This is a genomic window from Clostridium fessum (assembly GCF_003024715.1).
Taxonomy (GTDB): domain Bacteria; phylum Bacillota; class Clostridia; order Lachnospirales; family Lachnospiraceae; genus Otoolea; species Otoolea fessa.
This window is the reverse complement of the sequence record NZ_PYLO01000001.1, coordinates 655,884-678,341: the sequence shown is the minus strand read 5'-3', so window position 1 is coordinate 678,341 and position 22,458 is coordinate 655,884. Positions and strand designations below refer to the sequence as shown.

Below are 22,458 nucleotides of genomic sequence, written 5' to 3'. Positions count from 1 at the left end.
TATGAGAGAGAAGTTGTCCGCTATAACCACATTACTGCAGCCGCTTTGCTACTTCAAAAAATAGGAATTGATGCTATAATAAAAGGTAAGATATTCGGAACTTCTTTCGTGATATCATTCTATCAAGAAACTGTCAAAGGCACATTGAGTGCCAATTGACCATAAATTGACTACTTTTCGAAGGGAGGGCTGTTTATGGAAAGATGTGATTTCAGTTCAGTCATGACCATTGTTCGACGCTTTATCAGCGACGATTACGATACAAACCAAACTGCATTGTTAGAAGATGTTTTTAGCTCCTTGTTTACCCAAACAAAGGAAACGATTACATTTGATATGGCATTGGTCTGCCGCTGGTTCACCGGGCAGGCAAAAATCAGTCCGAAAATAACGCAGTTTTATTCCAGAGATGGCAATCGTGAAAAACTGGCAGCAGATTTGGAAAACAATGTACTGCTTTCAATGTATGATAGTTCTATGGCTGCACAGGAAGTATACCGACTGCTAATGCAGGATGATACCATTTCGGAACGAGTAAAAAAAGAATGCTCCCGGCACTATCCTTGTGATAGCCGAGAGGATGAAGCATCGTTTATAGCGGATGTTCTTTGCTTCGGCATGGAGCGTGAGTTTATCAAGCGTGACCCAAAGGTAAAGAATCTCCTTGCTGACGGAAAGCTTTCTCCAATTCTCAGTGATTTCATTGCTGATGAAGGAGCACCAAAGCCTTGCCGACATTTCTGCGGACGTGAAAAAGAACTGGAAATGCTTCACGAATTGTTATTGGAGCATGGAAAGGTATTTCTTCATGGCATCGCCGGTATCGGTAAGAGCGAACTGGCAAAAGCCTATGCAAAGCAGCACCGCAAGGAATACACCAATGTTCTGTATCTGACCTATACCGGTAATCTGATGCAGGATATAGCGGATATGGATTTTGCTGATGACCTTCCGGATGACAGCGAGCAGGAACGCTTCCGCAAACACAATCGCTTCCTGCGTACATTGAAAGAAGATACGCTGTTTATTGTAGATAATTTTAATACTACGGCTTCTCAGGACAGCACTCTTTCTGTTGTGATGAAATATCGCTGCCGTATGTTGTTCACGACCCGCAGCAGATTTGATAACTACGATTCCATGGAAGTAACCGAAATTGCAGGCAAGCAGGCGTTATTATCCATTGCCGGTTGCTTTTTCTCGGACGCAGAAAAATACCAGAGTGTATTGGAACAAATCATTGATACGGTTCACAGTCACACGTTGGCGGTAGAACTGGCAGCTCGACTGCTTGAAACGGGTATTCTGGAGCCGATGGATTTGCTGGAAAAGCTGAAAGAAGAAAAAACATCCTTGGATGCTGATGATAAAATCGGCATCACCAAGGACGGTCAGAGCCGCAAGGCAACTTACTATGACCATATCCATACATTGTTTTCCTTGTATCAGCTTGCCGGTGATGAACAGGATATTATGCGGAGCATGGCGTTTGTACCGACAACCGGTATCAGTTCCCGTGTGTTTGCAGGCTGGTTGATGCTTCGGAATATGAATACCATCAACGATCTGGTGGAAAAAGGATTCATACAGACAAAGTCCTGTCATTCGATTGCCTTGCATCCGATGATTCAGGAAGTAGCAATTACAGAAACCAAGCCTTCTGTCCGGAACTGCCACACCCTGCTCAACAGCTTGCAGGAACTTTGTCTACGGCATGGCGAAGAAGTTTCCTATTACAAACAGTTGTTCCAGACGGTCAATAATATCGTGACTTCGATTGAAAATGACGATACTGCATCCTATCTCCGGTTTTTGGAAGATTCCTTTCCGTATATGCAGAAGTATGGCTATGAATCTGGAATGGAATTGATTTTGACAGAACTGGCTTCTATGCTGAAAGACAATACCATTGGTTCTGTTTCTGACCGTGCTTTGCTTCTGGACTTCCGTGCCGCTAATGAGAAGAAACCGGAAAAGGCAATCAAGCTGGAAAAAGAAGCTGTGACGCTGATCTCCGAAGTGACCGCAGAGAACGCCCTTCTTGCAGCGAATCTCCATGCAAACCTTGGCGGTCTGTATAAGCAGACCAGTAAGTTGGAACTGGCAAAGCAGCATATGGAAACGGGTATTCACTTGCTTGAGCAATACGGCTTGGCGCCTTATCATGACAGTATTCCGCAAATCACCAATTATGCGGTACTGCTGACGGATATGGGTGAGCCGTACCTCGGGTTATCTGCATTACAAAGGCTGTCTCGTGTCATCAAAGAATCTAACTCTGATGTGTCCGGTGATTATGCCGTTGTACAAGAAGCTATGGGCAATATCTGTCTGTCAATCGGCGATGTGCTGCAAGCTACCACACACTTTAAGAACGCTCTGGCTATCTATGAGGTGCTGTTTGATGCTGAACCGGAACTGATTGAAGAAAAGAAGCAGGACATATTAGAAACTTATACTCAGGCTGGGGTGCAATTAGGTAGACAGTGGTTGGATGCGAAAAATTGAATTTTGTGAGGTGTTGGCATGAGTGAATTCATGAAATTAGCGATTGTATTTATTTCAATGTTAGTTTTGTTTTATTTTTTATGGGTCAACGGATATATGATTTTGAACGCAAAACGAGCCTTATTATTTGTTGTTTCACTCAGAGGGAAAAATAAATGCGAAGTTTCTTTTTCATCTTGTAGCGGATATGTAAAAAAGGTAATAAAATTTAACGAAAGTCGTTAATATACTTTTAAGTTGGATGGCGATGTCTCAAAAGGAAGTATCCATGTTATTGTAGAAAATGAAAATAAAGAGACCATATTAGATTTGACACCAGAGATAAAAACCGGTATGTTGACTGTCGATGAAAAATGTAGATATTTTCTAATACTATAAATGAGCAAATTTGAAAAATTGCACAAAACTACGCTATAGATTTCATAAAAGTGCTAAAGTCATGACTTTCCTTTGCACATCGGAAAAGATAATGATACTTTTCCAACTGGATAAGGGAGCTATAGAAAATATTGATGAGCGATTAAAAGAAAGTTTGTCAATTTATTTAAAAAGAAAAGAAAAGTTACAATTCCTGAAAAAAGCATTGTATTTTGCACCTACATTAACTGAGACAAAACAACACATTTTGCTTTCAATATGCCACATGCTCTGTAACCGCTTAACTGGAAAGAGAAATTTAGAAGCAAAATATCTGCAACTAATCAGGATTGCTATTCGAACATTAAAGAAACGTGAAGAGTTTTTTAATAAGTTATAGTATAATTTTTGCTTAAAAGTTGCAAGGAGCAAATTAAAACCAGGAGGATAATTATGGGACATTTTTATATGGAGAATATATGCACGATGGACGAACAAAGGAAATGTGAATTAAAAATAATTGCCGGCAAAATAGGATGGATCTTATTGATTGCGTATTTGGGTTCGCTAATACTTATGCGAATAATGCCGATTTTTGCTGAAAATATGGCTTTTTATATATTTTGGGCTGGTATCGTATGGGTGGGAATGAAAAAATGGGGAAGGTTGTCTTTGCTGGATACATGTTATTCTAAAAACAAATATGAATTATCCGTATTGGAAAAAGGTTTATTAACGGCATTTGTAATATTTTTATCCCATGTTTTTTGTGCATTCTTTTTGTTTTTGTATGCAAAAGTATTTCAAGACATCGTAATGATGAATGATAAAAGTTTACACAGTGTTTTAGATATTTTCACAGGTGTAATACTGGGACCTCTGGTAGAGGAATGGATTTTTCGGGGAATTCTATGGTCTAAGCTGAAGTCTTATGGGGAGGGATTTGCAATTTTAGCAACAACTATACTGTTTGCTATAATGCATGGTCAGGGGTTATTATTAATATTTCTTTTGATTGGTTTTTTTTCAGGTGTTTTGGTCTGCCTCACAGGAAATTTATGGTATGCTATTACTTTTCATGTTATTCATAATCTGGGGATTTTCTTGTGGGAAAATAAATTGTTTTCCTTTTCAATGAATATGGTTTTAACCATGTTATTAAATGCAGGACTCTTTTTAATGCTTTTAATCCTGCTATTGCTCTGTAGTAAGAAGAATATACTTTTACATTTGTATTATTGTAAAAAGAAATTATTAGAAAAAATTATTTCTGAAAAAAGTAGATTAGTAGTTTTTTTTAATACAGCTGGAATTATGTCATTTGTTTTTTATTTTGGAGTTTCATGGCTGATATCGTTGGTTTCTTTTGGACTAAATTTATAAAGGTAGGTGTTATTTCATGAAAGGTAGTGAGTCGCAGAAATGGTCTGTCAACTTTATTGATGGCTATTTTGAGTATATTTTGAGTTTATATAAAAAAGAGGAATCATCACCCAAATGCTATATGGATTTGCTTATTATTATTTCGGATGCAATAGATTATCTAAAGGATCCTGTTTGGGAAGAAGTTGGTTATTCTATATGTAAAAAAATATAGGTTCCTTTGCAAGTGCAACACATATAATGGACAAATGACATCATCAGCCAGTATCTCTGGATTCCTTTTTGGGAACGCAGCTGATATTTATCCAGACCAAGCTTTTTCTTGCTTTGTCGGAAAAACAGTTCAATTTGCCAGCGTTGGGTATAAAGTCTCAGGATTTCCTGCGTGGATAATGCTGCATTCGTTGAAACAAAGATCCGCAGTGCTTTTGGAATCCCAAAACATGGTGTTGGATAGCTCAGTAGAACCACTGTATTGGGAACATCATTCAGATTCCCTTCATACCGATATACGTAAAACTGCCTTTTATCAACGGTCACAAGGCTGATGTTTGGATCTGTTTTCCGCAAGTGAAGGGCAAATGCACTGGCTTTCTGACGGATTCCGCAAGGATAGAGGATTCGGTTGGTTTTTAAAGCCCCTATGGTGTAGAATCCTTTTTTAGCAAAGCAATCCATGACTTTGGCTGAAGTATACCAGCTGTCACAAAGGAAGTAGGAAACTATCGGTGCAATAGGAAGTTCTGCAGCAATATCCTGTATGATCTGGATCTTTGATTTTGTTTTATCATACAGAATAACGGCATAATTCAGAGTGATTCCATTGCAGAAAGCATGACGGACACGATCTGGTGCCCATAATCCTGTCTGCCTTTCAGATGAGATTGATGAAAATACGCAGCTTCGATTGGATGCAAAGCCTGTGACGAAAGCTTTGTATGGGAAGCAATCGTATCATCCACAATGCAAAAGATAGGCTGACCGGAAATAGTCGCCTCCCGGTAGATCAAATATGCAACGCTGTTTCTTAGGGCATCCTGAAAAAGGAAATCATTCCACTTTCCCTGATTCAGGAAGTGAGCCACAATCGTTCTATGATGTTGGCTGGTCAAGGCGAAATCCGTTGTTTTGCCACGGTATCCACGCAAAAAGGTAGAAAGAATGATAGCCATAAAATGCTGCAGGTAAATATCGGATAAAAAACAGTTGAGGTTGAGAACTTTAAAGTAATTGTAAATCTTATTGGAATGATGTATAATGTTTGCAATAGGCACCCCCTTGTTTGAATGAGTAGGTTGTTGGTCGCACTTCAATTATACATCATTCAGCAGAGGGTGTCTTTCTTTTGTGCAAAATTTAGGATTTACTCATTTATAGATCTAATACTTAAATTTGAAAAAGCAGATGGCAAGATTAAGTTACAATGGGATTAGTGGGTATATAGTTTATAAAATCATCATTTTTCAAATCGCAGTCTGTCGTAGCCTCAAATTAAATAAAGAACTGCCTTGGGCAGCCATGTACTTAACGGTGTGTGGCTGCTTTTCCTTTGTTGAAACAGAATAAAACAATGAGAGAATACAGGGATAATATCCTGATTGAAGCATATAATAGGCTTTAGAACGGAAAACTGTGTTAAGTTGCAAAAATCTTTCCTAAAACCGGTTATACATATTGATTTGAAGGTTGCGATATGGTAATATAGAACAGAAAACTGTATTAAGTTGCAAAAATCTTTCCTAAGGAGGTTATCGTATGGAGATTCGCAGAGATTTTTACTTAGACAAATTGATTAGAAGAAAGAACAATGGATTGATTAAGGTAATTACAGGTATTCGCAGATGTGGAAAGTCCTATCTGCTGAATAATATTTTCTATAATCACTTGTTAGAGTCCGGTGTCCCTGCTGACCATATTATTCGTTTTGCGTTTGATTCCGCAGATGACCTGTATTTGATTGGAGAAAGCCTTATCAAAATTGAAAAAGAAAAACGTGGAGTTGATCCGGAGAAATTTATGGCATATATCCGTTCCCAAGTTACCACGGATGGAATGTATTATCTGCTTTTGGATGAAGTTCAGCTGATGGACTGCTTTGAATCTGTATTGAATGGTTATCTTCGCAAAGATAATATGGATGTATTCGTAACCGGAAGTAATGCAAAATTCCTGTCCAAAGATATTGTTACGGAGTTTGCCGGACGTGGAGATGAAGTCCATATGTATCCACTGAGTTTTTCGGAATTTATGTCGGTTTTCAAAGGCGACAAGTATATGGGATTGTCTGAATATATGCTTTACGGAGGCATCCCGCTGGTCGTTCTTCGTGAAAGTAGCAGCGATAAGGCGGCAGCATTGCAAAACCTGTTTAGCGAAATTTATATTCGAGATATTTTCAAACGTAACCGGATTAAAAATATTGGAGAACTGGAAGACCTGCTGAATATCCTTTCCTCTGCTATTGGTTCTCTGACCAATCCTGAGAAGTTAAAGAATACCTTTAAGACTGTAAAAAAATCTAAAATCACTTCAAAAACGATCAAGAAATATCTGGATTGTTTTGAGGATTCTTTCCTGATTGAATCAGCACAGAGATATGACATCAAGGGTAAGGCATATATTGAAACTCCAAAGAAATACTATTTCTCTGATCTTGGGCTTCGCAACGCAAGGATTAACTTCCGTCAGTTTGAGCAGACACATTCCATGGAAAATGTGATTTATAACGAACTGCGTATGCGTGGATACAGCGTGGACGTTGGTGTTGTTATTATTGCGGAAAAAGACCAAGAAGGAAAGGTAACCCGTAAACAGCTGGAAGTTGATTTTGTATGCAATCTCGGTTCTTCCAGATATTATATCCAGTCAGCTTATTCATTACCTGATGAAGCGAAACGTACTCAGGAAATCAGACCGTTTAGAAAGATAGACGATTCTTTCAAGAAGATTGTTATTACAAAAGATATTGTACAGCCGTACTATGATAACTATGGTATTTTGACCGTGAATATCTATGATTTCCTTCTTGACCCGCAAATTCTTGAAAAATAGTACAATGTAAACTCTTGTTGCGGATATGCAAAGTCGGTGTGGTGGTGAATTATAGTGATTTTAAGTACAATGAAGTCACCAAGCAAAGGAGGATTTCATATGAAACTATCTGATAAAATTGTAGGACTGAGAAAGTCCAATGGAATGTCTCAGGAGGATTTGGCTGAAAAACTGGATGTATCAAGACAAGCTATTTCTCGTTGGGAATCAGGAGCTGCGATGCCTGATGCAAATAACATTCTTCAACTTAGCAAGCTGTTTGATGTTACAACAGATTACTTACTGAACGATGATTACCAAAGTGATAATGACTTGCCGAAGATAAAAGAAGTTCAAAACGATAATCTCGGTCAGATTATGATCTATCTGGTGACACTTGAAGTGATGATACTTTTGATGCAGTTTATGACAATGTTCATTCTTCAAAATGTGTTTTTTGCATTTCTAAGTTTCCTGCCGTTTGTTGCAGCCATTGGCGGGTTTGAATATGCGTATCAGAAGAAAGTATCCAGTGCAACAGAAAAAACAAAGAACTTCCGTAGAAAGTTTTACAAAATTTCTGCTTGGTTGGGACTTTATTTCCCGATTAGATTTATCGTAAGTGTTGCGGCAGGATTCTACCCTCGTCCGTATAATACTTTGGTATTAGAGGCTATTATTTTAGTAATCTATATTGCAGTAGCAACTTGTGTTAATCTTTCAATAGACAAAAGTTATTTGCCAAAAGAATAAAAGGAAAAATGATTTTGTATAGCAGTCATGCACTACGGCGTGTGGCTGCTTCTTTTTTTTGCTCAATTTCCACTCAATCCACGCTCAATGTGCTTTTGCCCTCTTTCCAGTAGAATGAAATTGCAATGAAAACAGCACCAAATTCAAAAATCCGGTGCCACTTCAAAGCAAATCTACTGAAAAGAGGGCATTTTTTATGACTATCAAATTTTTTGAGGAGGAATTAAGCAAATGAAAGAACTGAAAAGCATCAAAATTATCGCCGTAGATCATGGCTACGGCAACATCAAAACAGCAAACACCGTCACCCCTACCGGCATTACTGCCTATGACACAGAACCGATTTTCTCCGGTAACATTCTGGAATACAACGGCACCTATTACCGCATCGGAGAGGGACACAAGGAATTTATTCCGGACAAAGCCATGGATGAGGACTATTATCTTTTGACTCTGATGGCAGTTGCCAGAGAGCTGAATGCGTATGGCATCCGTGAAGCAGATGTTCATCTGGCTGCCGGTCTGCCGCTGACCTGGGTTCGCAAACAGCGTGAAGATTTCCGAACTTACCTGCTCCGCAATGAATATGTATCTTTCCATTTCAATGGTAAGGAGTACAAGCTCCATTTTGTCGGATGCAGTTTGTTCCCTCAAGGTTATCCCGCTATTGTCAGCAGATTGGGCGATTTCAAGGGAACCAATCTCCTTGCAGACATCGGAAACGGCACCATGAACATTCTCTATATCAACAATAAAAAGGCGGTGGAGAGCCGTTGTTGGACAGAGAAGTTTGGTGTGAACCAGTGTATGATCGCTGCTAAAAATGCCGTGCTGGACAGCTTTGGTGTCAAAATCGAAGAAGTCACCATTGAGCAGGTGCTTCGCTATGGAACAGCGGACATCGGCAAGCCTTATCTGGACTGTATCACTGCCATTGCGAAAAGGTATGTAGCGGATATTTTCGCCACACTCCGCCGCTATGAATACAATCCGGAACTGATGCGACTGTATATTGTTGGCGGTGGTGGCTGTCTGGTCAGAAACTTCGGGCAGTACGATGAAACCCGTGTAACCATTCTGGATGATATTTGTGCGACTGCTAAGGGATATGAATATCTCGCCCATGCCAGCCTTCGCAGGAAGGAGTAAGCATGAGTGAGAATATCCGCAGCACAAATCTTCGTTTCAATCTGGACAAGGATGTGCAGAACCGGGCGTGGCAGTATCTGCAAACGATGGATAAAAAGAAATTCAAATCCTACAGCCAGATTATCGCCATTTCTCTGGTGGACTACTTTGACCGTTACTACAAGAAGCAAGATGAGCCGTATCTGGAAACCAGAGAGCGTGAGGAACGCTTCGTGGAGCAGATTGTAACAGCGGTGGAAAATGCCATGAACAGGACCCTACCGGTATATTTGGCAGGCTGTATGGTTGGTATTGCTCAGATTACACCGCAGGTAGCTGTTGCAACATCCGAACCGGAAGATGCAGACCTTGACTGGGATTTTCTTGGGGAATAACCGGTATCTATTCTGACAACGGAAGGAGGTGAACGCATGACACAGTTTCTAATAAAGGATACCCTGATACCGCCGTATATGGCATTTCCACGATTTTTACTGGATATGGAGCAGCTGAGTGAAACCGCAAAAATACTGTATGTACTTTTGTTGGATAGAGCAAGACTTTCACAGAAAAACGAAGGCTGGGTAGATGAGCGTGGGCGTGCGTTCATATTCTTTCCAATCAAGGATTTGGCAGAAACCATGCACAAAAGCGAAATGTCTGTTAAGACCGCTCTGGCAGTTCTGGAAAAAACGGATTTGATTTTCCGCAAGCGTCAGGGACCGGGATTGCCAAACAAAATCTATGTAAAAGTCCCACCGGAATATCTGGTGCAGACGGACAGAAATCTTTCCCTGATACAGACAGAAACCTATCCGTCTGACGGACAGGAAACTGTCTCTGTAAGGGAAAGAAAAGTGTCCGGAAGTAATAATGAAAAGAACAATAACAAGATAAAGAAACAAGGGAGTAAGGCTGACCGCACCGCTTACGGAAAATATCAAAATGTTTTCCTGAATGAAAAGGAGCTGGCACAGCTTCAAAAGGAAATACCATTATACCGGGAATATATCGAAAAGCTGTCTGGCTATATACGTTCCAGCGGGAAGCGGTATCAAGACCACGCTGCTACGATTCACAGCTGGTATACGCAGGATCACCCGGCTCCCGTAAGACGCAGCTATGAATGTAAGGAGGATGAAAGCCTATGAACCAAATCACTGGCACCATTCAGAATATCTTTTCTGACCGCCCTTTGCAGGAAGATGAATACCGCAATGAATCAGACAACCTCATCCACTGCGCCAAATGTAAAACACCCAGGCAGCACCATGTGGTTGTTCTTGGAAAGGAAATGGTGGTTCCCATTCGCTGCCGCTGTCAGCAGGAAGTCCAGGATAAAGAGGAAGCGGAGAGAAAGCACCGTGAATTTCTGGATCAGGTGTCCCGTCTGAAAGCCAACGGCTTACAGGACAAGTCCCTGCGGGAATACACCTTTGCCAATGATAAGGGTTACAACCCGGAAATGCAGAAAGCCCATGACTATGTTGTCCATTGGAGCGAAATGAAGGCAAAATCCATCGGCTTGCTTCTCTGGGGCGATGTGGGAACCGGAAAATCCTTTTTTGCCGGATGTATCGCCAACGCTCTGCTGGAGCAGGGTGTTCCGGTGCTGATGACCAATTTCTCCCGGATTCTCAACGCCCTGTCCGGGCTGTATTCCGAGGAGAAGAACCAATATATCGACAGCCTGAACCAGTACAGTCTGCTGATTATTGATGACCTGGGAATTGAGCGCAGTACGGAGTTTGCCTTGGAACAGGTATTCAATGTCATTGATAGCCGATATCGCAGCAAATTGCCACTGATTGTGACAACTAATATGACCTTGGAGGAACTGAAAAATCCGCAGGATCTGACTCGCTCCCGTATCTATGACCGAGTATTGGAACGGTGTGTGCCGCTGAGAATCAACAATCAGAATATCCGGCAGAGAAATGCCGCTGAAAGCATGAAAGAAGCACGGAAAATACTGGAAAGCGGTACTGGAACGTAAGACCGGCGGTGCCGGATTGTCTCCTAATCAGCGGTGCATTGATAATTCCGCTCATGCAGCAACAATCCCGGCACCATTCTTTTCTAAAACAAGTACCAAATAAAAATCAGTTAGACCGGATATGGTCAGAAAGGACGTAAATATGACCGAGGATGAAAAGAAATTATTGCAGGCGAAACACAGACAGGAAGCGGTTGAAGCCAGAAACCGTCAGAAAGAGAGAAAACAGCGCACAAGAAGATTGATTCAGCAGGGAGCTATTCTGGAAAACGTATTCCCGGAAGCACAGATAATGGACTTGGATAATCTAAAAATGGAGCTGGAAAGACGATTAAGTGCAGAAGTTACGGAAAAACATTGAGGTACGAAAGTATCTCTATTCCCGAAGGGCGCACTTACTCACCACCCGATAACATCGGGCGGTGGTATCCCCTTCGGGGCCGTGCGCTCTGCGAGGCGGATGCGGCTCCTGCGGGAGCCTTATGGACAATGCCACAATCCTGCGAGCTTGCTGTCATTGTCCACGCAGCTGGTGGTCGGTGTTACCACCTATAAAAAATACCGTCGCTTTAACCGACGGTATTCCACCAACTGTCTGCAAAAACCTGCCACCGGCAGCTTTGTTGCAGAGATGGGCATTGTTGCCAAGCCCCATTTGCTTTTTCTAAAAAGCAACAAAAACAAAAGCGAAAGGACGGTGATGAAGAATGGCAATCTATCATCTGGAAGCAAAGGTCATCAGCCGTGGAGCCGGGCGCTCCGCTGTGGCGGCTTCCGCATATCTGAGCTGTTCACAGATATACAACGACTACGATGGGATTCAGCATGATTACACCAGAAAACGAGGGCTTGTCTGGCAGGAAGTATTTCTTCCGCCAATCGCTCCGGCTGCGTGGAGTGACCGAAGCATTCTGTGGAATGCGGTGGAGGAAAACGAAAAGACCAAGGACAGCCGCCTTGCCCGTGAATTTGTGGTAGCACTTCCCATAGAACTGGGAAAGACAGACTGGCAGAGCCTTCTCACAGAATTTATTCAGGACAATTTTGTGGCCGAGGGAATGTGTGCGGATGTTGAATCCATGACCCATATCCGCCCGGACACAATCCACACGCCCACATTATGCTGACGATTCGCCCCTTACAGGAAAACGGTAAATGGCAGCATAAAACCGAAAAAGAATATCTGTGCGTGAGGGATGGCGCAGAATGGGGATTTACCTCTGCTGAATATAAGATCGCACAGGCGGAGGGCTGGGAGAAACAGTATCAATATCTGGTTGGCGAGCGAAAGGTGTATATGGCACCTTCAGAAGCTGAGAAGCAAGGTTATGAACGAGCCAACAAGTATCCCAAAAGTACAAAGTATGGCAGACAGAATCCAATTTCTCAGCGTTGGAACAGCGATGAACAGCTACTCATCTGGCGGGAAAAATGGGCAACCGTTACCAATCGGCATTTGGCACAGTATCCGGAGATAGATGCCCGGATCGATCACCGCAGTCACGCCGCACGGGGATTGGATGAACTGCCAACCATCCACGAGGGCTATCACGCACGAAAGCTGGAAGCGATGGGTATCGTTTCTGACCGCTGCGAAATTAATCGCCAGATCAAGGCGGACAACGCCCTTCTCCGGGAGCTGAAAGCGAAGGTCAAAAAGCTGGCTGCTGCAGTAAAAACTTCGATTCCGGAGCTGGCAAATGAACTGGAATCCCTGCGTGAGAATATGATTGTTCTTATGTACCGCATCAGCCATATCCGTATCAGCAAGCAGAAAATCTCTGACTATGTGGATGCTGTAAAACCGGTCGTGGAACGATATACGGAAATCAAACAGGAAATCAAAGAGAAAAACACAGAGCGAAAGCAGCTCCGTGCAGAACAGGATTCTCTACCCTTTATTCATGTGATAAAGCATCAGAAATTGTCGGAGCAGGTTGCTACGCTGACTGAGGATTTGGAGGAATTGAAATCCGAAAAGTCCATGCTTCTGAACAGTATGGAATGTGCGGATGATGCAGCCTTCTCCAAATTCAAAAAGGAAGTCAAGAATCTTGATACACAGATGGACGCACTGGAACAGGCAGAAAATAAATTCACTGCCGAACTGGACAGAACACTGGAGAGATACAGGGATTTGGAAAAAACCGTTGCCGATGTGGATGCAGGCGAATTGACCGACACCAGAATGGAGCTTCGCACTGGCAAAGAGCAATCCGCAGCCAGTCAGCTTCAAAAAATCTACGGCGTTAAATATGATTATGATATGATGCGTCAGAGCAAGCTGGAAGTGAAGAAAATGCTTGGGGAAGTTACCAGAAAGCCTTCTATTACTCAAATGCTTCAGCGCAAAGAACCAGAATCACAGATGCAAAAACCTCCCAAAAGAAAGCAAAAAGATTACGAGCGATGATAACAAAATCCACCATTACCACTCCGATTTTGGAATGGTAGTGGTGGATTGCTGCTCTACAATATATCTGAGCCAGTGAAAAATATACTGTCCTTCCTGTGTACATATCGTACTACACAGTATTTTCAACAGAAAAAATACCATCGCTGCTACTTTGGAAGTATCTGCGATGGTATTCCTTTACTAAGGATGCAATAATTATATTTGACATTGTACTTGGACAGTTATCGAATTTCAAATTCTACTGCCAGATAATGAGTATGGATTTCATCTTCTATCGTTTCATATATTTTCTTTATGATGCGATATTTACCGTCTGACAAGTCGCCATACCACGTTTTCCAATTCGTAGAAAAAGCCGTAATTTCTCCCGCTGGAATCTGGTATAGAGTATCTGTCTACAATCCATCCGTCAGCTGATCCAGCCTGTGTCATTCACCGTTTTCCCACTTCTGAATATCATACCATTCCCAGGTTTTCAGTCCTTTTCCACTTTGATTTGAAATTTCAATATCGCCTTCCCGGGATTTATACTTTTCCATCATCATAGTCACGTTAGGCAAGGTATTCATCGCTATATGCCTTTTTTCCAGTAACTGTTTTCTGTTCTCCGGTATTGCCGTTGGTTACAGCAATGCTGGCAATCTTAGAAGCATCCACCATTGAAACTCCTGCCACTACTGATGTAGTTTCTCCCGACTCAGCTCCGTTTGATCCGTTAACATCTCCATCAGCAACAGGAAATTGAATATCCTGTCGCACTTCTTCAGTAGCAAAGATGCACCATTTACCATCCATGTAGATTTCAATGGTTCCTTCGGCAGCACCGTACTGATATGCGTATCCCTCGCCAAAATTCGATTGATCATTTACGGTAGGCTTGGTGTTCCCGTGAACAGAGGATGTGATCTTGCCATTCATCACATCGTGGTGAGCATCTGTATTTTCAAATCCTGTGTACAGATAGAGTGTGTCATTCACCATAACCATCGGAATCACAGCACCACTATCTGCTGAGTGAGAAGTATGTTCCGAATTTTCATTGCCCAAGTTGGTACTATCAAATGAAGCACGAATCACGATTGCATAATCTACATTTTCCAATCTTTCAGGTTCATTGACAAGCACTTCGGGACTAAATACCCTCACTCCATTTCCCACATCAAATACCATAGCTGCCAAAATTTTTTCCGCCTCGGATTGGATTAGAATAGGTTTATTCAACTCATAACCGTTGCAGCTCCATCCGAGGATGGAATAATTCTCAGGGAATGCAAAATATGTGATGAAGGAACCACCATGTTCGTTGGTATCGACTTGAATATCAACACCTACTGAATGACCGTTTTCACGACGAACATCCAATAAGATGTTTATCTCATCGACTTCACTCGTTAATACGGCAGGCGTAGATTTTGTGCAAGTGCCATTACTCCACTGCTCGGCATAAACAGTGCCGCTCATTACACTTTGACCAAAGGTAGTATCATAGGTAAAAGTATTACCATTTCCGGGTGTAGACTGTTCAACAAGTGTTATAGAATCACCAATCGTTTTGGGATTTGTCAGGAAACAAACCGCCGTAACGATAGCAGCAATTATTGCTACGACAACAATCCAGAACGCAGGCTTTTTATAATTCAACACACGCTTCACCCTTTCTTTTACGCCAACCTCGCCAAAGGCAAGCGGGCAAACCAAAATCGTTCTTCTATTTACGCTACAAGAGAGTAATGTTTCGGAATAGGAAATAGACTCGCTCTGATTTAATTCTCGAATGACTTTCTCGTCGCAAGCCAACTCAATATCTCTGCAAAGTAAAATATACGCAATCCATACAAGCGGATTGAACCAATGGATTGCTAAAACCAGATACCCCAGCGGCTTCCACCAGTGGTCACAGCGTTTTAAATGAGCGTTCTCATGGGCGATGATATGGGGAAGCTGCACTTCATCCGTTCCGGACGGAATGTAGATTTTTGGCTTAAAGCAGCCTAGGATAAATGGTGTTTGGATATCATCGCAAATCCAAATGTTGTCCCGCACATTTAACGATGGACGAACCTTGTTGTGGATTTTTCGGTAGCTCACAAGAGCAAATACAGCAAAAGTGAAAATGCCAACTATCCATGCAACACTGAGAATCGTTGTTATGTTAGCTCCGTTGTTTGCAGGAACCGTCACACCTTCAAAGTAGCGGTCGCCAAGGTAATCATTGATTTGTGTATCTACGATATTGAAACCTGTATTCACATCAAAGGATGGTCCGGAAACGACCTCATTCGGAAAAACCTCTGCGCTTGGCACCATGCTCAAATTGCTTTCGATGGTAATCGGGCATAAGAGTCGAATTGCAACAGCACCCCAAAGCAGAACATTGATCCACTTAGGTGCCTCTCTCAAAACTACACGCAAAAGTACGACCGCAAGGATCAGCCAAGATGCGGCGATACTCATATTTACAATTTTCAAAAAGAGTGAACTCATAGATTACTCCTTTCCGGCGGCTGCATCAATCATGTGTCGAATCTCCGCAGCTTCCTGTTGAGAAATACCCTTCCTTTGTGTAAAAGCCGCAATGAAAGCAGGGAGGGAGCCTTCAAAGGTTTCATCTACAAACTGCTCGCTCTGAACAGCATAGAACTCGTTCTTGGTCAGCACAGAGGAAACAGTTCCTCCGTTGTTTTGGAAAATCCCACGCTCACAGAGTTTGCGTAACACGGTATAAGTGGTAGAACGGTTCCAATTCAGTTCCTTCTCACAGAGCTTTACCAAATCTCTGGAGTGCAAAGGCTCATTCGCCCAAATAATATCAGCGAAGTGGGATTCCACTACGCCCATTTTAATCTCAGCCATAAAGATTTCTCCTTCCAGTTGATAGTCAATAAACTAATTATAGTTTACTCTCAATAAACTGGAATGTCAATAGGAAACAGTCATGTTCATAATAGTTTCACAAGTATTTGGGTTTCTGCATTTTCTAACTTTCCGACAAGCTGGTGGGATGTCAAAACAACTTCTGTCCAACTCGGATTCAAGGGAAAAGAGAGAACTTGTACCCATGATGTGTACAAGCTCTCTCCCTTGGCGTTAGCAATATATTAGTTCATTCAAAACAATTTCCTCCGCAGCATTGCGGATGTTATTGCAGGCACCTACCCAGATCATCTGATCAAGAGCTTTTAATTCCTCGTTTACACCATGCTGCTCCTGCATTTGTCGAGTCAGCAGCTCCATCCGTTGACGAGCCGTATCATCAATGTCGTTCAAGTGTGATACCAGCTTTCCGTCGAACAAAAGCTCCGTATACAACCCCGGGCGATGCTCTTTTATGTAATTCATTCGCATACGACCATACTTACCGTAATGTGGTTCTTCTTCAACCGGAAGCTCCAGGTTCGGATAATACATTCCGTCCTCGCCTAAAGTGTAGGTGCCGCCTAATTCTTCAAAAATCGATTTCATAGAAAACCCTCCTGTCATGTTTACTTGGTGCTTACTTTATGTTATAATAGCACATGATACATCACATAGCAAGAGAAGGAGGAAAAGCAGATGCGACAAAATGAAGATGTTATCGCCCTCTATTCCCGTAAATCAAAATTTACAGGGAAAGGCGAGAGTATTGGCAATCAGGTTGAACTTGGCAAAGAGTATGTTCGTGTGCATTTTGGTGATGCCGCTGTAGATAAAATCGTAGTATATGAAGATGAGGGATTTTCCGGAGGGAATCTGAACCGTCCGGCATTCAAACGAATGATGGATGCAGCAAAAAAGCGACAGTTTAAGGCAATCATTGTCTATCGTCTTGACCGTATCAGCCGTAATGTCAGCGACTTCTCTGGATTGATTGAAGAACTTGCCCGTTTGGATATTTCTTTTATTTCCATCAAGGAGCAGTTTGACACCAGCACCCCGATGGGACGAGCCATGATGTATATTGCATCTGTTTTTTCTCAGTTGGAGCGTGAAACCATTGCCGAGCGTATCCGTGACAATATGCATGAGCTGGCAAAGACCGGACGCTGGTTAGGTGGTACAACCCCTACCGGCTTTGAATCCGAAGCTATAAAAAGCATTACAGTGGACGGAAAGACAAAGAAAGCCTGCAAGTTGAAACTTGTTCCGGAAGAAGCAGATATAGTCAAAACGATTTTTGATTTGTATGTGGAAACGGATTCTTTGACTTTGACAGAAGCGGCGTTGATTAAGCAAGGGTTCAAGACAAAGAACGGAAAATATTTTACCCGTTTCTCGGTCAAAGCGATTTTGCAGAATCCGGTCTACATGGTCGCTGACCAAGAGGCGTATGATTTCTTTATAAAGAATGATACAGACCTGTTCTCCGAGCATGATGCCTTTGACGGTGTTCACGGCATGATGGCATATAATCGTACCGATCAGGAAAAAGGCAGAGCGAGTATCTCGTTACCGCCGAGTGAATGGATTGTGTCCGTTGGCAAACATCCCGGACTAATTCCCGGCAAGGTGTGGGTGCAGGTTCAAGAGTCATTGGAACGCAACAAGTCCAAGTCTTTCAGAAAACCACGCAGTAACGAAGCGTTGCTGACCGGTCTGCTGTTCTGCAGCTGCGGTGAGCGTATGTATCCGAAGATGAGCAAGCGAAAAACTGCTGACGGCAAGGTGATTTACACCTATGTGTGCAAAATGAAAGAGCGCAGCCAGCGTACCGTGTGCAACAGCAAAAACGCAAACGGCAATACACTGGATATGGCAATCATCGAACAGGTAAAAATGCTTGCAGATGATAAGGAGACTTTTGTCAGTCAGTTGGAGCAGAGCCGAAAATTCTATACCGGCAATCGCATGGACTACGAACAGCGGATTTCCGATATGAGAAAAGAGAAGGCAGAAACAGAGAAGAAAATCAATTCACTGGTGGATTCTCTCGTGGAAATGGGTGACAGCCCTGCCAAGGCTCATGTAACAAAGCGAATTGAGCAACTGAACGAAGAATACCAGTCCCTTGAAAAACGTATTCAGGAGCTGGAAGGACTGACTACGCAGCACGCTCTCAGTGATGTTGAATTTGACTTGATGCGCCAGCTGCTGACTGTCTTTAAGGACGGCATTGATGAAATGACCATAGAACAGAAACGAGCAGCCATCCGCACCATCGTGCGTAAGGTTATCTGGGACGGAGTCAATGCCCATGTGGTTCTGTTCGGTGTGCAGGACGATGAAATCGAATACCCGGAAATCGCTTCTGCTGCTTCTGATAATACAGACGATGAGGACGATAATGATGAATTGGTGGCATTTTCCGATGTAGATTACGAAGATGATGATACGGAGGATGACCGCCTGGGAAAAACTAATCCCCTCAGTGCATCAAAAACGCATTGGGGGGAGGATAGCAAATGAGATTCTGATGACCTTCCGTGCTGGTAAAAAATATGCAAAGGATATCTCGTTATATGACCCGATCGGGGTAGATAAAGACGGAGAAACCGTCAGCCGGATGGATGTGCTGGAGGCAGAAGGAAAAGAAGTTCTGGAAACCATTATTTTAAAGCAGGAAATTGAACAGCTTTACCGCGCCTATGAAGCGTGTTTAAAAGAAACAGAGAAAATCGTCTTACGCAGCCGGTACGGGCTGTTTGGCGGAAAGGAACAGACGCAGCGGGAGATTGCCGCCAGACTTGGGATTTCGCGTTCTTATGTGAGCCGGATCGAGAAGCGGGCGCTGGAAAAAATGCGGCGGGGATTTGCGGAACACAAATAAAGAACAGAAAAAGCGGCTGGCAGATGTTAGGATGGACATCTGTCAGCCGCTTTTGTCATGTAATAGGAAATTTTCTGGAATTCCCTATTACACAAAAAGGCACTAACGTGCCAATGATGCGCACTCGCGCGAAGCAGAAACATGTCGCAAGCGACCGCGCTCGGCGCGAGAATGTGCCAAGCACATTCTTTTTCATCTCTTAGTCCTCAGCGTCCCGATATCCGTTCGGGTTCATCGACTGCCATTTCCAGGAGTCAGCGCACATCTCCTCAATGCCGTACTGAGCTTCCCAGCCGAGTTCATTTTTCGCTTTGGTAGCATCGGAGTAGCAGGTTGCGATATCGCCGGCGCGGCGTGGCTTGATTTCATAAGGAATTGTTTTGCCGCAGGCTTTTTCGTAAGCCTTGACAACATCGAGTACGCTGTAGCCTTTGCCGGTGCCGAGGTTGTAGATATATACGTTTGGCTTATCGTTAAATTTCTGGAGTGCTTTTACATGACCGACTGCAAGGTCAACTACGTGGATGTAATCGCGCACACCGGTTCCGTCCGGAGTCGGGTAATCATTGCCGAAAACACCTAGGCATTTCAGCTTGCCGACAGCAACCTGTGCGATATAAGGAACCAGGTTGTTCGGGATTCCCTTCGGATCCTCGCCGATCAGACCGCTCTTGTGTGCACCGATTGGGTTGAAGTAGCGGAGCAGAACGACATTCCATTCCGGATCTGCCACGTGCAGGTCAGTTAAAATCTGCTCAAGCATTCCCTTTGTCTGACCGTAAGGGTTTGTGATTTTGCCTTTCGGGCATTCTTCGGTGATCGGGACGAATGCCGGATCTCCGTATACAGTAGCGGAGGAGCTGAAAATGATTTTCTTGACGCCATGATTGCGCATTACGTCGCAGAGAATCAGGGTTCCGGTGATATTGTTGTGGTAATATTCCAGTGGCTTCGCAACGGATTCCCCGACTGCCTTTAAGCCTGCAAAATGAATGACCGAATCGATGGATTCTTTCTCAAAAATCTCATTGACTGCCTCGCGATCCAGCATATCTGCCTTGTAAAAGGTTACATGCTTGCCGGTGATTTTCTCCACGCGGCGCAGCGCTTCCTCACTGGCATTGTAAAGGTTGTCCATGACAACAACCTCATATCCGGCGTTTAAAAGTTCGATGCAGGTATGACTGCCGATGTAACCGGCGCCTCCAGTAACTAAAATAGCCATTGTAAACTCCTCCTTCATCCTACCTATAAGAATAATTTATTCTATACCTTCAATCTTTCTTTATTATAAACGCGGCTTGCGAGGAAAACAATCGGAAATATTGTCATGTGTTATCGAAATTATATTTTAAGAGGAAGTTTAACAATGCTTTGCGTAGAATTGGAAAGACTCGGATACAGTGTGCGTGATGATAGAATGTGTGTTCGAAAAACAGCTTGCATTTAAAAAGAGGGTGTGATATGATAAATACAGAACGGATGTTCGAGAAACGGGAGGAGGCAGAACCTCATGCTGATACAGGAAAATCTTTCAATCGAAGAAAAGTTAAGAATTTTATCGGATGCGGCGAAGTATGACGCCGCCTGCACCTCCAGCGGCGTGGGTAGAAAGGGAAAGGAAGGCTTTCTTGGAAACAGCCGGGTGGACGGCATCTGCCACAGTTTTGCCTCGGATGGGCGCTGTATCTCCCTGCTGAAAATTTTATTTACGAACCAGTGCATCTATGACTGTCATTACTGTGTCAACCGTCGGAGCAATGACACGGTCCGTACCTCCTTTACGCCGGAGGAGGTCTGCCGTCTGACGATGGAATTTTACCGGCGCAACTATATAGAAGGATTGTTTTTAAGTTCCGGTGTGCTGGAGACACCGGATCACACGATGGAACTGCTGTATCAGACCTTGTACCGCCTTCGGCGCGTCCATCGATTTAACGGTTACATCCATGTGAAAGCAATTCCGGGGGCAGATCCGGAGCTGATTGAGAGAGTGGGCTTTCTGGCGGACCGGATGAGTGTGAATCTGGAGCTTCCGACGGCTGATGGTCTGGCGCGCCTGGCACCGGGAAAGACGCGGGACAAGATACTGCGCCCGATGCGCCAGATCCAGACTGGGATCGCGAGACAGCTGGAGCAGGAAGGGCGTCTGGAGAGCAGAGGGGCATGGCTTCCGCAGAAAGAGCGCGGAGAAATTCAGATTCCGGGAGACGGGAGATATGGAATTGGTGGTAAAGCGATAGGAAAAGGGGAAAGGGAATGTCTGCAGGCTGATAAGGGAATTCTGAGTCCGAATCAGACAGAGACAAAGATGGATTGGGGGCGGAATGGAGACAAGGTAAAAGGATTTATGAGGTCGAAAGAGCCGGGGGAAATGGATGAAAGGGTTGGAAGGACACATACACCGGAGATCCCCCGTGTCATCCCAGGACGATCGATCTATGGCAGTTTCGGACTGGGAAATATCTCAAACCGCAAGAATTATTTCGTCCCCGGCGGTCAGAGCACACAGCTCATTGTCGGGGCGACTCTGGAGAGTGATTATCAGATGGTTGCGGTCGCGGAAGCGCTGTATCGGAATTTTGGATTAAAGAGGGTCTTTTATTCGGCGTTTATCAAGGTGAATGAGGACAGCCTGCTTCCGGATCTTCCGGACGGACCGCCGCTTCTGCGGGAACACCGTCTGTACCAGGCGGACTGGCTGATGCGCTACTACGGCTTCCGGGCATCGGAACTTCTGAGTGAAAAGCACCCTAATTTTAATGTGTTTCTGGATCCGAAGTGCGACTGGGCGCTGCAGAATCTGGGTGAGTTTCCGGTGGAGATAAACCGGGCACCGTATGAGACACTTCTGCGTGTTCCGGGCATCGGGGTAAAGTCTGCGATGCGGATTGTCGCAACGAGAAAACAGGTGGCGCTTCGGTTTGAAGATTTGAAGAAGATGGGAGTTGTGCTGAAGCGGGCAGTATACTTCATTACCTGTTCAGGGCGGATGATGTACCCGGTGCAGATCCATGAGGATGCGATCGCGGCACAGCTAATCAGTGAAGAGAAGCGAAAGCAGTGGCAGTTGTCACAGAGCGGGCTGTACCGCCAGATGTCGCTGTTTGATGATTTTCATATGGCGCAGGCATGAAGCAGACG

Annotated in this window: 19 protein-coding genes and 2 pseudogenes; 14 read left to right on the top strand and 7 right to left on the bottom strand. The window is 43.6% G+C overall.

The annotated features are described in order from the left end of the window. Nucleotides 1–195 precede the first annotated feature (195 nt). The 3 genes from C7U56_RS03140 (at nt 196) to C7U56_RS03125 (ending at nt 4,248) form a co-directional block, all read left to right on the top strand. Nucleotides 196–2,508, top strand: coding sequence for an NB-ARC domain-containing protein (locus C7U56_RS03140; RefSeq protein ID WP_107000095.1), 2,313 nt, complete (start codon nt 196–198; stop codon nt 2,506–2,508). 469 nt (nt 2,509–2,977) lie between these two features. After that, nucleotides 2,978–3,265, top strand: coding sequence for a hypothetical protein (locus C7U56_RS03130; protein ID WP_107000094.1), 288 nt, complete (start codon nt 2,978–2,980; stop codon nt 3,263–3,265). A gap of 53 nt (nt 3,266–3,318) precedes the next feature. Continuing rightward, a complete protein-coding gene (locus tag C7U56_RS03125) occupies nt 3,319–4,248 on the top strand; it encodes a CPBP family intramembrane glutamic endopeptidase (protein ID WP_107000093.1) in 930 nt (309 codons plus the stop codon). A 189-nt stretch (nt 4,249–4,437) separates the two neighbouring features. Here the strand turns inward: C7U56_RS03125 and C7U56_RS03120 are convergent, their stop codons facing one another. Beyond that, on the bottom strand, nt 4,438–5,043 hold the full coding sequence (locus tag C7U56_RS03120) for a transposase (RefSeq protein WP_233430194.1): 606 nt from the start codon (nt 5,041–5,043) through the stop codon (nt 4,438–4,440). A gap of 14 nt (nt 5,044–5,057) precedes the next feature. Then, nucleotides 5,058–5,420, bottom strand: coding sequence for a hypothetical protein (locus C7U56_RS03115; protein ID WP_117566377.1), 363 nt, complete (start codon nt 5,418–5,420; stop codon nt 5,058–5,060). Between the two features lie 583 nt (nt 5,421–6,003). Here C7U56_RS03115 and C7U56_RS03110 point away from each other — a divergent pair. The 8 genes and pseudogenes from C7U56_RS03110 (at nt 6,004) to mobQ (ending at nt 13,568) form a co-directional block, all read left to right on the top strand. Beyond that, on the top strand, nt 6,004–7,299 hold the full coding sequence (locus tag C7U56_RS03110; RefSeq protein ID WP_107000090.1) for an ATP-binding protein: 1,296 nt from the start codon (nt 6,004–6,006) through the stop codon (nt 7,297–7,299). Nucleotides 7,300–7,398: 99 nt separating this feature from the next. Next, a complete protein-coding gene (locus C7U56_RS03105) occupies nt 7,399–8,031 on the top strand; it encodes a helix-turn-helix domain-containing protein (protein WP_107000089.1) in 633 nt (210 codons plus the stop codon). Between the two features lie 231 nt (nt 8,032–8,262). Further along, nucleotides 8,263–9,180, top strand: coding sequence for a ParM/StbA family protein (locus C7U56_RS03100; RefSeq protein ID WP_107000088.1), 918 nt, complete (start codon nt 8,263–8,265; stop codon nt 9,178–9,180). A 2-nt stretch (nt 9,181–9,182) separates the two neighbouring features. Then, nucleotides 9,183–9,554 (top strand): adenylate cyclase, encoded by a 372-nt coding sequence (locus C7U56_RS03095; RefSeq protein ID WP_107000087.1) that lies wholly within the window; start codon nt 9,183–9,185, stop codon nt 9,552–9,554. A gap of 36 nt (nt 9,555–9,590) precedes the next feature. Further along, complete coding sequence (locus C7U56_RS03090; RefSeq protein WP_107000086.1) at nt 9,591–10,310, top strand: replication initiator protein A; 720 nt, start codon at nt 9,591–9,593, stop codon at nt 10,308–10,310. After that, nucleotides 10,307–11,155 carry an ATP-binding protein gene (locus C7U56_RS03085; protein WP_107000085.1) on the top strand — a complete coding sequence of 283 codons (849 nt, stop codon included), beginning with the start codon at nt 10,307–10,309 and terminating at the stop codon, nt 11,153–11,155. Before C7U56_RS03090 ends, C7U56_RS03085 begins: the two co-directional genes overlap by 4 nt. Nucleotides 11,156–11,297: 142 nt before the next feature. Then, nucleotides 11,298–11,516, top strand: coding sequence for a DUF3847 domain-containing protein (locus C7U56_RS03080; protein ID WP_107000084.1), 219 nt, complete (start codon nt 11,298–11,300; stop codon nt 11,514–11,516). A gap of 346 nt (nt 11,517–11,862) precedes the next feature. Beyond that, nucleotides 11,863–13,568 (top strand): annotated as a pseudogene (gene mobQ, locus C7U56_RS03075) (MobQ family relaxase). 224 nt (nt 13,569–13,792) lie between these two features. Here the strand turns inward: mobQ and C7U56_RS16260 are convergent. The 4 genes and pseudogenes from C7U56_RS16260 to C7U56_RS03060 form a co-directional block, all read right to left on the bottom strand. Continuing rightward, nucleotides 13,793–13,954: pseudogene (locus tag C7U56_RS16260) on the bottom strand (immunoglobulin-like domain-containing protein); the annotation flags it as partial. A 169-nt stretch (nt 13,955–14,123) separates the two neighbouring features. Continuing rightward, nucleotides 14,124–16,055 carry a M56 family metallopeptidase gene (locus tag C7U56_RS15845; RefSeq protein ID WP_233430164.1) on the bottom strand — a complete coding sequence of 644 codons (1,932 nt, stop codon included), beginning with the start codon at nt 16,053–16,055 and terminating at the stop codon, nt 14,124–14,126. Between the two features lie 3 nt (nt 16,056–16,058). Next, complete coding sequence (locus C7U56_RS03065) at nt 16,059–16,424, bottom strand: BlaI/MecI/CopY family transcriptional regulator (RefSeq protein WP_107000083.1); 366 nt, start codon at nt 16,422–16,424, stop codon at nt 16,059–16,061. Between the two features lie 234 nt (nt 16,425–16,658). Continuing rightward, complete coding sequence (locus C7U56_RS03060) at nt 16,659–17,033, bottom strand: TnpV protein (RefSeq protein WP_107000082.1); 375 nt, start codon at nt 17,031–17,033, stop codon at nt 16,659–16,661. A 90-nt stretch (nt 17,034–17,123) separates the two neighbouring features. Between C7U56_RS03060 and C7U56_RS03055 the strand changes: the two genes are divergently transcribed. Both C7U56_RS03055 and C7U56_RS03050 read left to right on the top strand, forming a co-directional pair. Further along, nucleotides 17,124–18,953, top strand: a complete 1,830-nt coding sequence (locus C7U56_RS03055; protein WP_107000081.1) for a recombinase family protein — start codon at nt 17,124–17,126, stop codon at nt 18,951–18,953. A 7-nt stretch (nt 18,954–18,960) separates the two neighbouring features. Then, nucleotides 18,961–19,314, top strand: coding sequence for a sigma-70 family RNA polymerase sigma factor (locus C7U56_RS03050; protein WP_333718284.1), 354 nt, complete (start codon nt 18,961–18,963; stop codon nt 19,312–19,314). Nucleotides 19,315–19,513: 199 nt separating this feature from the next. Here C7U56_RS03050 and galE read toward each other — a convergent pair whose 3' ends face one another. After that, nucleotides 19,514–20,539 carry a UDP-glucose 4-epimerase GalE gene (gene galE, locus C7U56_RS03045; RefSeq protein ID WP_107000079.1) on the bottom strand — a complete coding sequence of 342 codons (1,026 nt, stop codon included), beginning with the start codon at nt 20,537–20,539 and terminating at the stop codon, nt 19,514–19,516. A 288-nt stretch (nt 20,540–20,827) separates the two neighbouring features. Between galE and C7U56_RS03040 the strand changes: the two genes are divergently transcribed. After that, nucleotides 20,828–22,450, top strand: coding sequence for a putative DNA modification/repair radical SAM protein (locus C7U56_RS03040; RefSeq protein WP_107000078.1), 1,623 nt, complete (start codon nt 20,828–20,830; stop codon nt 22,448–22,450). Nucleotides 22,451–22,458: the final 8 nt, after the last annotated feature.

Excerpts from the sequence above, each read along its gene's own strand:
- C7U56_RS03140 (WP_107000095.1), top strand. The coding sequence starts at position 196 with ATGGAAAGATGTGATTTCAGTTCAGTCATGACCATTGTTCGACGCTTT.
- C7U56_RS03130 (WP_107000094.1), top strand. The coding sequence starts at position 2,978 with ATGATACTTTTCCAACTGGATAAGGGAGCTATAGAAAATATTGATGAG.
- C7U56_RS03125 (WP_107000093.1), top strand. The coding sequence starts at position 3,319 with ATGGGACATTTTTATATGGAGAATATATGCACGATGGACGAACAAAGG.
- C7U56_RS03115 (WP_117566377.1), bottom strand. The coding sequence starts at position 5,420 with ATGGCTATCATTCTTTCTACCTTTTTGCGTGGATACCGTGGCAAAACA.
- C7U56_RS03110 (WP_107000090.1), top strand. The coding sequence starts at position 6,004 with ATGGAGATTCGCAGAGATTTTTACTTAGACAAATTGATTAGAAGAAAG.
- C7U56_RS03105 (WP_107000089.1), top strand. The coding sequence starts at position 7,399 with ATGAAACTATCTGATAAAATTGTAGGACTGAGAAAGTCCAATGGAATG.
- C7U56_RS03100 (WP_107000088.1), top strand. The coding sequence starts at position 8,263 with ATGAAAGAACTGAAAAGCATCAAAATTATCGCCGTAGATCATGGCTAC.
- C7U56_RS03095 (WP_107000087.1), top strand. The coding sequence starts at position 9,183 with ATGAGTGAGAATATCCGCAGCACAAATCTTCGTTTCAATCTGGACAAG.
- C7U56_RS03090 (WP_107000086.1), top strand. The coding sequence starts at position 9,591 with ATGACACAGTTTCTAATAAAGGATACCCTGATACCGCCGTATATGGCA.
- C7U56_RS03085 (WP_107000085.1), top strand. The coding sequence starts at position 10,307 with ATGAACCAAATCACTGGCACCATTCAGAATATCTTTTCTGACCGCCCT.
- C7U56_RS03080 (WP_107000084.1), top strand. The coding sequence starts at position 11,298 with ATGACCGAGGATGAAAAGAAATTATTGCAGGCGAAACACAGACAGGAA.
- C7U56_RS15845 (WP_233430164.1), bottom strand. The coding sequence starts at position 16,055 with ATGAGTTCACTCTTTTTGAAAATTGTAAATATGAGTATCGCCGCATCT.
- C7U56_RS03065 (WP_107000083.1), bottom strand. The coding sequence starts at position 16,424 with ATGGCTGAGATTAAAATGGGCGTAGTGGAATCCCACTTCGCTGATATT.
- C7U56_RS03060 (WP_107000082.1), bottom strand. The coding sequence starts at position 17,033 with ATGAAATCGATTTTTGAAGAATTAGGCGGCACCTACACTTTAGGCGAG.
- C7U56_RS03055 (WP_107000081.1), top strand. The coding sequence starts at position 17,124 with ATGCGACAAAATGAAGATGTTATCGCCCTCTATTCCCGTAAATCAAAA.
- C7U56_RS03050 (WP_333718284.1), top strand. The coding sequence starts at position 18,961 with ATGACCTTCCGTGCTGGTAAAAAATATGCAAAGGATATCTCGTTATAT.
- galE (WP_107000079.1), bottom strand. The coding sequence starts at position 20,539 with ATGGCTATTTTAGTTACTGGAGGCGCCGGTTACATCGGCAGTCATACC.
- C7U56_RS03040 (WP_107000078.1), top strand. The coding sequence starts at position 20,828 with ATGCTGATACAGGAAAATCTTTCAATCGAAGAAAAGTTAAGAATTTTA.